Origin of the sequence: Bombella pluederhausensis (genome assembly GCF_026385525.1) — a bacterium.
GTDB classification, from domain to species: domain Bacteria; phylum Pseudomonadota; class Alphaproteobacteria; order Acetobacterales; family Acetobacteraceae; genus Bombella; species Bombella pluederhausensis.
Genome location: NZ_JANIDY010000004.1, coordinates 135,159 through 147,371, shown reverse-complemented (window position 1 = coordinate 147,371; position 12,213 = coordinate 135,159). Strand labels below are relative to the sequence as shown.

General features: G+C 53.2%; 10 protein-coding genes and 1 tRNA gene. 3 read left to right on the top strand and 8 right to left on the bottom strand.

Annotated elements, in window-relative coordinates:
• Positions 1 to 4 precede the first annotated feature (4 nt).
• Entirely contained in the window at positions 5 to 1,465 is a 1,461-nt protein-coding gene (locus NQF86_RS08375) for a hypothetical protein (protein ID WP_266117183.1), read from the bottom strand.
• A gap of 5 nt (positions 1,466 to 1,470) precedes the next feature.
• The gene (locus NQF86_RS08370) at positions 1,471 to 1,680 is read right to left on the bottom strand and encodes a helix-turn-helix domain-containing protein (RefSeq protein WP_266117217.1); all 210 of its coding nucleotides are present in this window, start codon (positions 1,678 to 1,680) and stop codon (positions 1,471 to 1,473) included.
• Between the two features lie 161 nt (positions 1,681 to 1,841).
• On the opposite strand from NQF86_RS08370, the gene NQF86_RS08365 reads away from it, so the two are divergent.
• Positions 1,842 to 3,149, top strand: a complete 1,308-nt coding sequence (locus NQF86_RS08365) for a hypothetical protein (protein ID WP_266117182.1) — start codon at positions 1,842 to 1,844, stop codon at positions 3,147 to 3,149.
• 5 nt (positions 3,150 to 3,154) lie between these two features.
• Entirely contained in the window at positions 3,155 to 4,330 is a 1,176-nt protein-coding gene (locus tag NQF86_RS08360; RefSeq protein ID WP_266117181.1) for a DNA methyltransferase, read from the top strand.
• 217 nt (positions 4,331 to 4,547) lie between these two features.
• On the opposite strand, the gene NQF86_RS08355 is transcribed toward NQF86_RS08360, so the two are convergent.
• From NQF86_RS08355 to NQF86_RS08330, 6 genes are all read right to left on the bottom strand, one after another.
• Positions 4,548 to 4,623: transfer RNA gene (locus tag NQF86_RS08355), tRNA-Glu, on the bottom strand.
• Between the two features lie 40 nt (positions 4,624 to 4,663).
• Positions 4,664 to 6,442, bottom strand: a complete 1,779-nt coding sequence (gene recJ, locus NQF86_RS08350) for a single-stranded-DNA-specific exonuclease RecJ (RefSeq protein ID WP_266117180.1) — start codon at positions 6,440 to 6,442, stop codon at positions 4,664 to 4,666.
• Positions 6,443 to 6,488: 46 nt separating this feature from the next.
• Positions 6,489 to 7,493 carry a class II fructose-bisphosphatase gene (glpX, locus tag NQF86_RS08345; RefSeq protein WP_266117179.1) on the bottom strand — a complete coding sequence of 335 codons (1,005 nt, stop codon included), beginning with the start codon at positions 7,491 to 7,493 and terminating at the stop codon, positions 6,489 to 6,491.
• The gene (locus NQF86_RS08340; RefSeq protein ID WP_266117178.1) at positions 7,490 to 8,824 is read right to left on the bottom strand and encodes a homoserine dehydrogenase; all 1,335 of its coding nucleotides are present in this window, start codon (positions 8,822 to 8,824) and stop codon (positions 7,490 to 7,492) included. Before NQF86_RS08340 ends, glpX begins: the two co-directional genes overlap by 4 nt.
• Positions 8,825 to 8,878: 54 nt before the next feature.
• Positions 8,879 to 10,072, bottom strand: coding sequence for an LL-diaminopimelate aminotransferase (locus NQF86_RS08335; RefSeq protein WP_266117176.1), 1,194 nt, complete (start codon positions 10,070 to 10,072; stop codon positions 8,879 to 8,881).
• A gap of 218 nt (positions 10,073 to 10,290) precedes the next feature.
• On the bottom strand, positions 10,291 to 11,256 hold the full coding sequence (locus NQF86_RS08330; protein WP_266117175.1) for a hypothetical protein: 966 nt from the start codon (positions 11,254 to 11,256) through the stop codon (positions 10,291 to 10,293).
• Between the two features lie 322 nt (positions 11,257 to 11,578).
• Between NQF86_RS08330 and NQF86_RS08325 the strand changes: the two genes are divergently transcribed.
• On the top strand, positions 11,579 to 12,196 hold the full coding sequence (locus tag NQF86_RS08325; protein WP_407652895.1) for an ATP-dependent Clp protease proteolytic subunit: 618 nt from the start codon (positions 11,579 to 11,581) through the stop codon (positions 12,194 to 12,196).
• Positions 12,197 to 12,213 lie beyond the last annotated feature (17 nt).

The window sequence follows — 12,213 nt, the reverse complement described above, 5'->3', positions numbered from 1 at the left end:
GGAATTAAAGTTCAGGAGGGTTTTCTAATATGTTCTTTTTGATTAAGTATTGGGTTCTGCGAGCTTCGTATTCGGCTTGTAGGTCAACCGTTTTATAAGTTGGGCTCTTAACGAGTGCGCGTTGTAGGGATTTTACAACAATCTCTCCGGTAATTTTACCATCACGTTCTTTAACCATTTCCTCGCGCATAAGGAATGTTGAAAACAGCCATTCTTTGCGATCTAAAATCATCTCAAGTGCTTTTTCATTCGGCTTTGGATCCGATAGTTCATGCAGCGGTATGTTGGTAATTTTAGCTAGGAGCTCTATTTGTCCTGGTTTGATATAAAATTCAGAAGGCATTCGATCACGTTTTAAACTATTACATGATTTACAGAGAGCTGTTGCTGTTTCATCGAGCGGCCATAGATAGGCAAGCGGACGTGTGTGATCGAGGTGCATTGCTCGTGCTGTTGGCAGAGTAGTCGAACAGTTAAAGCATTTTCGATCAAATTTTTTCCAAATGTCATCCGCTAGTTCAGATTTGAAGTGATGGCGGTACAACATTTGCGCTGACCCCTCATAGAGTTCTCTGAGGAGTAGTTCGAAGGCTCGCCGGCGTGCACCATCCTCTTTCATCTGTCCTGGTGATCGTTGTGGATTATGCGCAGCGTTTACTTCGAATTTTTTACAAAAGCGACATTCTAATTGAAAACCGTAATTTAAATTGATGATATCGTTTGGGTCGTCGATATTACGAAGCATCCCGAAATTTGTATGACTACATGGGAGGCGGTGAGCAGCGACGCAGTGATTGGTAAAGCTAAGATGATTCCGTTCGTTCTGCCCATTTTCGCCGCCAATGTTGATTGGAAGATATCGACCGCAGCGGTTGCAGGATTTTAAGATTATTTCATGTTTTTCAGCGCCTGAACTATCAGGCAATATTTTCTCTATAATCGTATCTTCACCATCAACGAAGATTGCTTCTGGTGCCGTCTCGAACATATTTTTCATTAGTTTTTCGGGTGCGCCTTCATAATGTTTATGAACGACACGCCCGCAAAGGGGATTGTAAAGAGCTACCTGACCTGCTTCAGTCGCTTTTAGAATGAAGTGTATGTCAATAGGCGCAGAAACGCGTGATCTCCAAATACTTCCAGCTTTATTCCATGATTGTGAGTCAAAATTTGTTAAAGTGTATTGTTTTTTAAAGTTAATTAGCTGAACCTCTATTCCGTTTGTGCACCAAAACCACAAGCCAAAACCAAGTATGTCTCCTATTTTAGGACAATTAATTTGAAACTTTACTTCTATTTTCTCGCCTTTTGCAAGTGAGTAGATTTCTTCATTGTGCCTACGAAATTCTCCTCCAGATGTATCTTCATGGACTGAGAAACCAGACGTACGCGTTACTTTACGTCGAGGAAGGGCATAAAGGGTTTTACCTGGGATCTTACCGCCTCTTTTTTGGCCAAATTTCATAATTTTTAGTCCCTCGAGTTTTTAATGGTTAAGAGGTCAGCTGCAGTGCATCCGAGAGCTTTAGCAATTCGGGCTAGGGTGTTGACTGTAAGGTTACGCTCGCCACGCTCAATAGAGCCGATGTAAGTTCGATGAAGGTCGCAATTATCAGCAAGCACCTCTTGTGAAAGACCGATTACTTGTCGGCGATGATAGATATTTTTTGCAATAATCATATGAAATTTTTCATCTTTAGACATAGGGGATATTGTGTTGCGATGATGGTTATATATCTACAGACTAGATATAGCATTCTCTCTGTTAGCTAGCTATGTTGTATGGTATGGAGCCTTGCGACATCGCGTGGGATCAATGATCAACGGTAAAGGGCATCCTTGTGAGAGCAGTATCCACACGGCAACTGGATTATCTTAACAAGGAAAGCGATTTATGTGGCGTAGGTATACGAAATGGGTCTTCCATTGATATAGCACCCCTTGACGCCACTTTTCGTGATAGCAATCGTGCGCCACTGCATTCATGGTTTCCTTATCTCGAAGGCTATTCCCCACGTTTTGTTCAAAGTGTCATGCAAGAATATTTACCTAAAGCGAGGTCTATTCTTGAGCCATTCGCTGGTAGTGGTACGACGCCGATTGTGCTCGGACAACTCGGTATTGAATGTGCCTATTCCGAGGCTAATCCAGTGATGGCTTTTATCATTCAGACAAAACTTGAGGTGCTCAGGATGAATCGTAATGAGCGCCGATATTTGTCGAATAGGATTAGTGTTCTTAACAGGCATATTCCCGATCTTATCTTAAAATCTAGAGAAGATACTGTTATTTTTGATAATTATATTTCAGCATTTGGAAGCAGTGTCTATTTTGATTCGGGAGTTTTTAATACTGTTTTGAAGCTTCGCACCGTTGTTGATAAGATTCTTGAGGAAGATCATATCCTCGGTAAATGTCTGTTACTTGCTGTTTTTGCGATTCTAATCCCTGTTTCTCGTTTAAAGCGAGCTGGAGATCTTCGTTTCAAAACCTCAAAGGAGCTCGCAGTAGGTTCCCCTTGTATTATGCAGATGATTAGCGAGCGTTTGATGGCGCAAGCTTCTGACATAGCTTTGTTGGACGATTTGTACACCCCTGCTACTTTTGCTTGTGATAATGCTGCGGATTTACATAAGTCTGTTGAGGGTTTGTGGGATGGTATCATTACTAGCCCACCTTATTTGAATGGCACGAACTATATCCGTAATGCTAGGCTTGAGCTTTGGTTTCATCGTAAAATTAAATCAAAAGTCGATCTTCGGAGTTTGCGCGATAAAGTAATTACATCAGGAATCAATGATGTTGATCTGAAAACAGAATGGAGGCCAGTTACTGCTGGAGTTGCACATGTCGTCGCTGAACTTGAGCGAAAAGCTTATGATCAACGTATATCGAAAATGGTTGGTGGTTATTTTCATGATATGAAGGTTGCAATGACGGCAATGGCAGCCTGTCTTTGTAAGACAGGGCGACTTTGTATAGATATTGGTGATAGTATATATGCCGGTGTTCATGTACCAACGGACGATCTTCTGATTGAAGTTGCTGAAGGTATTGGGTTATGTGTTGTCGAACGTGTTCATTTGAGAAAAAGAACATCTAAAGGTGGTCAGCCACTGCATCAACAACTTTTAGTGTTTGAAAAGTAAAACTCTTGGCTAAAGTTCGTGTTCGTACACCTCAAAAATTCTTAATGTCCCATAACTGGGCGGCAAAATGGGCCAGCTTTAAGGCTACCTTTCCTCATCAGCAAGCTCCTTATTCATCGCGTGGGTGGGGTGGCCCTGCACATTCTATGTGTTCATACCAAGGTAAGATGAAGCCGGCTCTTGCTCATCATCTTCTTGATGTGTTCAGTAATGTAGATGATGTTGTCGTTGACCCTTTTTCGGGGTGTGGCACCATTCCTTTTGAGGCATGCCGGATGAGACGGCGGGGTTATGGAATAGACATATCCCATCTTGGCCATGTTCTTACACTCGGTAAGGTAGGTAAATCAAAGAGTTCTGTAATCGAGCGGTTTCTTACGGAACTTGATATTTTTATTAAGACATATCAGTTGACAGATACAGATTGGGTTAGTGCCGCTTCAGTTAAGTTTAATAGTGCGATTCCAGATTATTTTCATCCCGATACTCTGCGTGAGATCATCGCTGCGCGGCATTTTTTCCTTTCTAGGTGGGATAGTGGTCCGGAATGGGCTTTGGTTTATGCGAGTACGATGCATCTTTTGCATGGTAATCGCCCTTATGCTTTGAGTCGTAATAGTCACCCTGTGACGCCTTATAGTCCGACTGGGTCATTTGAATATCGCGCTTTAATGCCGCGGCTTCGTAAGAAACTTCAACGTTTAGAAGCCGAGATTGATGATGCCGATCGTGTATTTGGTGGGTCTGTGCAAGGTGATTGTACTGTACTCTGGCCGGACTCTATTCCGATGGCTAATGTGGTCTTAACTTCGCCACCGTTTTTCGATTCGACACGGTTCTATATGGCCAATTGGATGCGCTTCTGGTTTTCGGGGTGGGAACGTAATGATTTTGATGTAAGGCCGGCTGATTATGTGGAAATTCGGCAGAAAAGTAATTTGGATGTGTACAGGAGTTTTTTCTCAGCTGCTCGTGAGAGGCTGAAAGATAACGGTTTCCTCATTCTTCATCTTGGTAACAGTAAGAAATGCAATATGGGTGTTGAGTTATCGAAACGGATTGATCCATGGTTCAAAATTGAGGATTGCTTTACTGAAAGTGTTGAACATTGTGAAAAACATGGCATTCGCGATAAGGGAACTGTGACAGGACATACTTATCTTGTCATGAGGGCATCGTAGAAAAGTTATTAGAGTGTTCTGGAATTGTTTTAGGCTCTTTTGAGGTGTTTTTAATTTGATTTAAGAGGATAACGCACATGATTTCTGTTGTTTATGAAAGCATTATTTAAATACCCGTTAGACAGATATTACTTTTAGTCATGACAGGTCCAAGAAACCATCATTTAATGACGATGGTCTTTCCCAGTAGATCCTTTACAAAATGTAAGGAAGAATCTGGCGTCCCGTACGGGATTCGAACCCGTGTTGCCGCCGTGAAAGGGCGGTGTCCTAGGCCTCTAGACGAACGGGACTAAAGGCGTGAGCGCTTAATAGGCGGGGATGGGCATGGCGTCAAGCCCGTGCGACATCAAAAATGAAAAAAGTAAGATTTTCCTGCTCCTGCCACCGTTCCAAGCGCAGCTGTCCGGCTACATGCAGCAGCGGGCGGCTACGATCTTCCAGCAGGTCGGTGAAATGTTTGTCTCCCGCCCGGAAGACAAGCCCCTTGATGCGGCTATAGCCATCCGCTCCTTGCAGAATGACCCGGAGCGTATTGCCATCACGGCCAATCCGGTCCGCTTTTACGCAGCGGACGTCTCGTATGGCCAGAAGGGGTTCCTCATTGGCAGGGCCAAAGGGGGCGAGAAGGGCGATCTGTCGGGCAAGATCGGGCGTAGCCCCTTTGATGGTGACGACACCATCAAGCAGCAGGTCTTCCTGTGGGGGGAGATTCCGGGCTTCAGCGAGATTATCATCCAGCCGCTCATGTAAAGCTGTACAGTTTTCTTCTGCTATGGAGAAACCAGCCGCCATGGCATGGCCTCCTCCTGTCAGCAGAAGGCCAGATTGATAGGCGCTGATGATGGCAGCACCAATATCCAGACCGGGAACAGACCGGCCAGAGCCTTTCACGATGCCATCCTGCAAAGCACCGACCAGAGCGGGGCGGTTGAAGCGTTCTTTCAGCCGTCCGGCCACGATGCCAACAACACCGGGGTGCCAGTCGCTGCCATGTAGAAAGATGACAGCATGGCCTTCATCAATCTGTTTCTGGGCCATGTCCATGGCGGCATCCAGAATATGGCTCTCCACGGTCTGGCGTTTCCGGTTGACCTCATCCAGCTCCTCGGCAATGAGGCGGGCCTCTGATTCCGACTGGCTGAGGAGAAGCTGCAATCCCTGCTCTGCCTTGGCAATGCGCCCCCCGGCATTGATGCGTGGCCCAAGGGCAAAGCCGCAGCTCATGGCGCTGGCATTGGCTTTGACGCCAGCCACATGGGCCAGAGCGGCTAGGCCGATCCGCTGGCGGCGATTCATGACCTTCAGCCCCTGATGAACCAATGCCCGGTTCAGGTCTCGCAACGGCATGACATCGCAGATAGTCGCCAGAGCGGTGAGGTCCAGTAGGGATATCGGGTTAGGCTCAGGACGTGTCTCAAACCAGCCCTGCTGGCGGAGGGTACGCTGAAGGGCCACAACGGTCAGGAACGCCACGGCGGTGGCGCAGAGATGCCCAAGGCCGGAATCGCAATCCAGCCTGTTTGGGTTGACGACCAGCCCCTTCGGCAGACGTGTCCCGTCAGGTTTATGATGGTCCAGAACGATGCGGTCGGCCTGACCTTCAAAATGGTCCAGAATCTCGATGGCTGCCGTGCCGCAATCGACACAGACGAGCAGGGTAGCCCCCCGGTCAAGCAGGGATTGCAGGGCTGGAATATTGGGGCCGTAGCCTTCTTTCAGGCGGTCAGGAATGTGGGTGACGACCGTGCAGCCCAGAGTTGTCAGTGTGGAGCTGAGTAGGGCTGTACCGCAGGCACCATCCACGTCATAATCGCCCAGAATCCCGATGGTTTCCTGATTTTTCACGGCAGCGGCCAGCCGTAGGGCCGTTTCATCCATGTCTTTCAGGACGGACGGATTGGGCAGGGCATCCCGCAGGCGGGGCTGAAGATAGGCTTCCACCGTCTCGGCCGTAATGCCACGGCCTGCCAGAATACGGGCAGCCAGCTCGGACATATCCATCTTCTGGGCGAGGGCTAGGGCAAGCCGGTTGTCAGCATCAGCCAGAATAGGGTGTCGCCAGACCCAGCGGCGCAGCCCCGCACTCTGCTGAACATTGAGGACAGGCATAGGGCGGGGCTGGGAAGTGGTTTCTGGATGCATCGGGAGCGGAGAATCAGGCCTTGTGCGGGTCGAAATGGTGATAGGTTTCCATATAACGGATGGTTCCGCTTTCCGAGCGCATCATGACGGAGTGTGTGCGGATGTAGCTGTCAGAGGGGTATTCAATCCCTCGCAGAAGGTCTCCTGCCGTCACGCCCGTGGCGCAGAAGAAGACCGGCCCTGCCGCCATATCCGTCAGGCTGAGGGCCTGCGTGGGGTCGAGGTCCGGGCGGATCATGCCACGGGTGCGGGTGATCTGGTCTTCATTCTCAAAGAGAAGGCGCCCCTGCATCTGCCCGTTCATGCAGCGTATGGCAGCAGCCGCCAGAACCCCTTCCGGGGCTCCCCCACTGCCAGCGTAAATATCCACCCCGCTACCGGGCAGGCAGGTGGCGATTACGGCGGCCACATCACCATCACTGAGCAGCCGGACACGGGCACCGGCCTCTCGTGCCTTGGCAACAAGCTCATTATGGCGTTCACGTTCCAGAGCGCAGAGCGTCAGGTCGCTGACCTCGCATTTCTTGGCCTGTGCGAGGCTGGCGAGATTCTGGCCGATGGTGGCATCAATATCCACAACACCATCAGGCAGGCCGGGACCCACGGCAATCTTCTGCATGTAAATATCAGGAGCGTGGAGGAAGCAGCCCTTCTGTGCCAGAGCTACGACCGTGATGGCATTGGGCAGGCTGCGGGCGCAGAGATTGGTGCCTTCCAGCGGGTCCACGGCGATGTCCATTTCCGGCCCGCCACAGCCGACTTTCTCACCAATATAGAGCATGGGGGCTTCATCCATTTCCCCCTCGCCGATGGTAACGGTGCCATTGATGGCGACTGTATCGAAAGCCTTTCGCATGGCCTCAACGGCGGCACCATCTGCGGCATTCTTGTCGCCACGGCCCGTCCAACGGGCGGAGGCGATGGCGGCGGCCTCGGTCACACGGGCGAGGTCCAGCCCCAGATTGCGACCTGTGACACGGTATTCGTGCGGAGCGTGCTGGTTCTGCTTGGTTGTCATGGGAGGTCTTCCACTTTCAGGGCCAGCGGCGTGTCATTCACCAGAGCGGTTTCTTCAAGAATGGGCAGGATGCGGTTGATGGCATTGAGCGTGACAGGCTTTGTCAGCAGGATGAGTTGTGCGGCTGTCCCCTGCGGGGTGTGATGATGGCCATGCTCAATGGCAATATCTTCATTACCGAGAATGGTGCGGATTTCGCTCAGAGCCGTGTCTGCATTCACACCATCGGCGAGGGTGATGCGGAGATAGAAGCGGCTGACCAGACTCTCGACAGGTTCGCAGGAGATGGGGGCCTGTTCATCAACCCGGCCCCAGAGGGGTAGGCCGTGGCCACGGGCGAGGTCGATCACATCAGCCATGACGGCATCGGCGGTCGGGCCTTCCCCGGCACCCTGCCCGGAAATGGTGATGGGGCCGCTGAAAGGCCCTTCGGTCGTCAGGGCGTTATAGACACCATTCACCTGCGCCAGACCAGAGCGTGCAGGGATGAGGCAGGGTTGTACCCAAGCTTCCACACGGTCTTCCGGCAGGCGGCGGGCTACGCCCAGCATCTTGATGGCATAGCCCAGCGTGCGGGCCTGATGGATGTCATCCGTGGTGATGCGCCGCATCCCGCTGACGGCCAGACTGTCGAATACGATCGGGCGGAAGGCGATGGCGGTTAGGATGCTCAGCTTGTGGGCAGCGTCCCAGCCGTCAATGTCAGCGGAAGGATCAGCCTCGGCATAGCCCTTGTCCTGCGCTTCTTTCAGCACATCCCCGAAGGCGCGGCCTGTCTCAGCCATTTCGGTAAGAATGAAGTTGCTTGTCCCGTTGAGGATACCGCCCAGACGGGTCAGCGCATCGGCGGCCACACCTTCCCGGACCATCTTGATGGCCGGAATACCCCCTGCCACGGCGGCCTCGAACAGAAGCGGCGCCTTATGTTCATGGCTGAGGTGGGCAAGTTCCTGAGCATGACGAGCGACCAGAGCCTTGTTCGCTGTTACGACCGCCTTGCCCGCTTTCAGGGCTTCGGTCACCAGAGTGCGGGCCGAGCCTTCGGCTCCGCCCATCAGTTCGACAACAACGTCCACATCGGCATCATGGGCAAGGGCGACCGGGTCGTCATGCCAGCGGAGGCCAGAAAGGTCGATCCCACGGTCCCGTGTGCGGTTGCGGGCGCTGACAGCCACAACCTCAATGCTCCGCCCCGTGCGGCTCCGCAGCAGGTCCGTATGCTGGCGGATCAGGCGGATGACGCCTGTGCCCACTGTTCCGAGGCCGGCGATGCCCAGCCGGAGCGGGGACGAGGCGAGGGATGATACAGCGTTATGATGCACAGAGGTCATGATGAAGTCGTTTCCTGTCAGGCTGGAGGCCCCATAGGGATGGGGCCGGGGTCATTACGGTTTGGAGGCGTTATGCTGGTTCATGAAGGTTTTGATGGAGCGGGTGGCCTGCCGGAGACGCTGGTTGTTCTCGACCAGACCAATACGGACAAACCCGTCCCCATGTTCACCAAAGCCCAGTCCTGGTGCCACGGCGACTTTGGCTTCCTTCAGCAGCAGCTTGGAGAAACCAACGCTGCCCAGATGGGCGAACTGGGGCGGAATCGGTGCCCATGCAAACATGGAGCCTTCTGGTGAAGGCACGTCCCACCCGGCAGCATGCAGCCCACGGATGAGCACATCACGGCGATCTTTATAGAGCAGGCGCATGTTCTCGACATAATCCTGCGGGCCATTCAGGGCGGCGGTGGCAGCGACCTGCACCGGGGTGAAAGCCCCATAGTCCAGATAGGACTTGATGCGTGTCAGGGCCTGAATGAGGCGGGGATTGCCCGCTGCAAAGCCGATACGCCAGCCTGCCATGGAGTAGGTCTTGGACATGGAGGTGAACTCAACCGCAATATCCTTCGCCCCTTCAATGGAGAGAATGGAGGGTGGTGGTTCATCACCAAAATAGATTTCCGAATAGGCGAGGTCGGACAGGACCCAGATATTTTCCTTCCGGGCGAATTTGACAATTTCCTTATAGAACTCCTTCGAGGCCAGATAGGCGGTCGGGTTGGAGGGGAAATTGATGATGAGGGCTGTCGGCTTGGGAACGGAATGACGTACGGCCCGGTACAGGGCCTCCAGCATGGTGTCATCCGGCGAGGCGGGCACGGAGCGGACAGAAGCCCCGGCAATGATGAAGCCGAACTGGTGGATGGGGTAGGAGGGGTTCGGCACCAGAATGGTATCGCCGGGACTGGTGATGGCAGACGCCAGATTGGCCAGCCCTTCCTTGGAGCCAAGTGTGGCGATGATTTCTGTTTCCGGGTCCAGCTTTACACCGAAGCGGCGTTCATAATAGGCAGCCTGTGCCTTGCGGAGGCCGGGGATACCCCGGCTGACAGAATAGCCATGCACACGGGGGTTGCGCAGCGTTTCAGCCAGCTTGTCGATGACATGCTGGGGTGGGGGGCTGTCCGGGTTGCCCATGCCGAGGTCCACAATGTCTTCCCCGGCGGCCCGTGCGGCGGCCTTGGCTTTGTTGACTTCAGCAAAGACATAGGGCGGCAGGCGGCGAATCTTGTGGAACTCTTCAGTCATGACACTCAATCAATCAGCAGGATGGGGGCCGTCTCAGGCGCCCCGGATAAAGGATGCCCCGTTCAGGCGGGTTTTCCGCAGAAATCAGGGGCACCCCATGTTTCATGAGGCGGGCCGGTCCGACAAGGGGCTTTTGCCATAAAAGACAGAAATTTTACCCCACTTTGTCCTCTCGTTCCTTTTTAGACATGAATAGAGGAACGATGTGTCAATAACGGTCAGTAAGATGATGCCGGTGCGGGTTTTGTGTTCATTTCGTAGGAAACACGCACGCCATCACCAATAGGTTCACCTGTCAGGCGCATGTCACTTTCTGGCACGCCGAGAATAGCCAGACGCTGGGCGATGGCTCTGGCACGGAGCAGGGCCAGATTGATTTCACGGGTCTGCTCGTCAGGAGAGAGGCCGCTTTGTGCGTCCAGTGTCGTCCCAAACCCACGGATGAGCAGGCGGTGATGACGGCGATGGGCCGTGATGTCGTTAAAGGCTTTTGTCTGGTCTCCTACAAGATGGTCCGTATCCGCCTGAAAGCGAAAGAGCGTACCGGCAGGTGTGGTCGTGTCGAAATCCGGAATGACGGGCCGCACAGTGTTCGGCATGGCAAAGCCGGGGAAAATGATGGGCTGAGGGGGCTGGCCGGGGTCGGGCAGATGGACAGGCACCGTATGGGCGATGGGCTGATACGCAAGGCCTGAATTGGCGGTCGGCGTGATGACCGGCGTAGAAGAAGGGATATTTTGGGTAGTGTCAGGCTCGGAGGGCTGGCTGTTGAGGGTCATAGACCCGCCGTTGCGTGTGTGAGGTGGCGGCGGGTTGACCATGCCGATGGGCAGGGCCCCGCCCGCAGCGGCGACACGCTGGGAGTAATTGCGGTCCTGCTCCAGACGATTCGTGATGATGGCCCGTGCCTCACGGCTGGGGAATTCAGGCGTGGTGGTAGGAGTGAGGGCGATATTGGGGGCGGGCTGGTCAAATCCCGGTGTAGGAGGACGCAGATGCCGGATTTCACCGCCCATGATGTTATGGGCCACATCCCGCGTTGTATCAATTGCATCACGGTGCTGGCAGCCGGTGGTTAAGAGAGGCACGGCCAGCAGGCACATTCCCAGCCGAGAGAGGCTGGGGCGCCATGTGGTGAGGGCGGAAGGGATATGGGAAGAACGGCTGAAAAGGGTGAGTGTCATGGTCCGGCGCGCAACAGGGGGCAAGGAGGGGGCAGGGCCAAAACAGGAAAGCCCCAGAATGGAACGGTGAACCCTCAGAATATGTGTCTCTTTCCTTGGACGCAATTCCCTACGGGGAAAGAAAGGGAGAAAAAGGGTCCTGTTTTTATCATGAAAAACGATGAAAAAGCTGCATGAAAGGGTGTTTTTATGGCTTGGCAGAGAGGGAAAGCAGGGGCAGGATGGCGCCATGATGACATATGATGAACGCCACAATCATGACGCCGCCCGCCTCAGGGCTTCTGCCCCCGCTGAAGGGCCTGTCCGGCATGGTGCCGCCGTGATGAATCCCGTCATGGAGGATGAGCCAGAGGACGCTCCGGAGGGAGATAAGAAGTCTGGTTCCGCCCCAGAGGTGGAGCGTCACCTCTTTGAGCAGCGTAAGGTGCTGATCTTTGGTGGAGTGAATGATCGCATGGCCCGGGACATCACGGGGCGGTTGTTGGCTCTGGCTGGGGAGTCGGACAAACCGATTGATATTTACGTCAATTCCCCCGGTGGCCATGTAGAAAGTGGCGATACCATTCATGACATGATCCGCTTTGTGGACTCCATTGCACCTGTCAACATCATTGGCACGGGGTGGGTGGCCTCTGCCGGTGCACTGATTTTTGCAGCGGGGCGCCCGGAGCGGCGTCTGTGTCTTCCTAATACCCGGTTCCTTCTACATCAGCCGATGGGCGGCGTACGGGGACCGGCGACCGATATTGATATCGAGGCCCGCGAGATCATCAAGATGCGTGAACGTCTGAACAGGCTTTTCGCGCGTGAAACAGGGCAGCCCTACGAGAAAGTGGCCCGTGATACGGACCGTAACTACTGGATGTCGGCGAAGGAAGCGGTTGAGTACGGGCTTGTTGGCCGTATCATTTCTTCGGCAGCCGATCTCGACCGGGGCTGAGTCCTACCAAGGAAAAG

What these genes read in the sequence shown, in the direction of transcription:
- NQF86_RS08375 (WP_266117183.1), bottom strand. Translation starts at nt 1,465, where the DNA reads ATGAAATTTGGCCAAAAAAGAGGCGGTAAGATCCCAGGTAAAACCCTT.
- NQF86_RS08370 (WP_266117217.1), bottom strand. Translation starts at nt 1,680, where the DNA reads ATGATTATTGCAAAAAATATCTATCATCGCCGACAAGTAATCGGTCTT.
- recJ (WP_266117180.1), bottom strand. Translation starts at nt 6,442, where the DNA reads ATGCCTGTCCTCAATGTTCAGCAGAGTGCGGGGCTGCGCCGCTGGGTC.
- glpX (WP_266117179.1), bottom strand. Translation starts at nt 7,493, where the DNA reads ATGACAACCAAGCAGAACCAGCACGCTCCGCACGAATACCGTGTCACA.
- NQF86_RS08340 (WP_266117178.1), bottom strand. Translation starts at nt 8,824, where the DNA reads ATGACCTCTGTGCATCATAACGCTGTATCATCCCTCGCCTCGTCCCCG.
- NQF86_RS08335 (WP_266117176.1), bottom strand. Translation starts at nt 10,072, where the DNA reads ATGACTGAAGAGTTCCACAAGATTCGCCGCCTGCCGCCCTATGTCTTT.
- NQF86_RS08330 (WP_266117175.1), bottom strand. Translation starts at nt 11,256, where the DNA reads ATGACACTCACCCTTTTCAGCCGTTCTTCCCATATCCCTTCCGCCCTC.
- NQF86_RS08325 (WP_407652895.1), top strand. Translation starts at nt 11,579, where the DNA reads ATGAATCCCGTCATGGAGGATGAGCCAGAGGACGCTCCGGAGGGAGAT.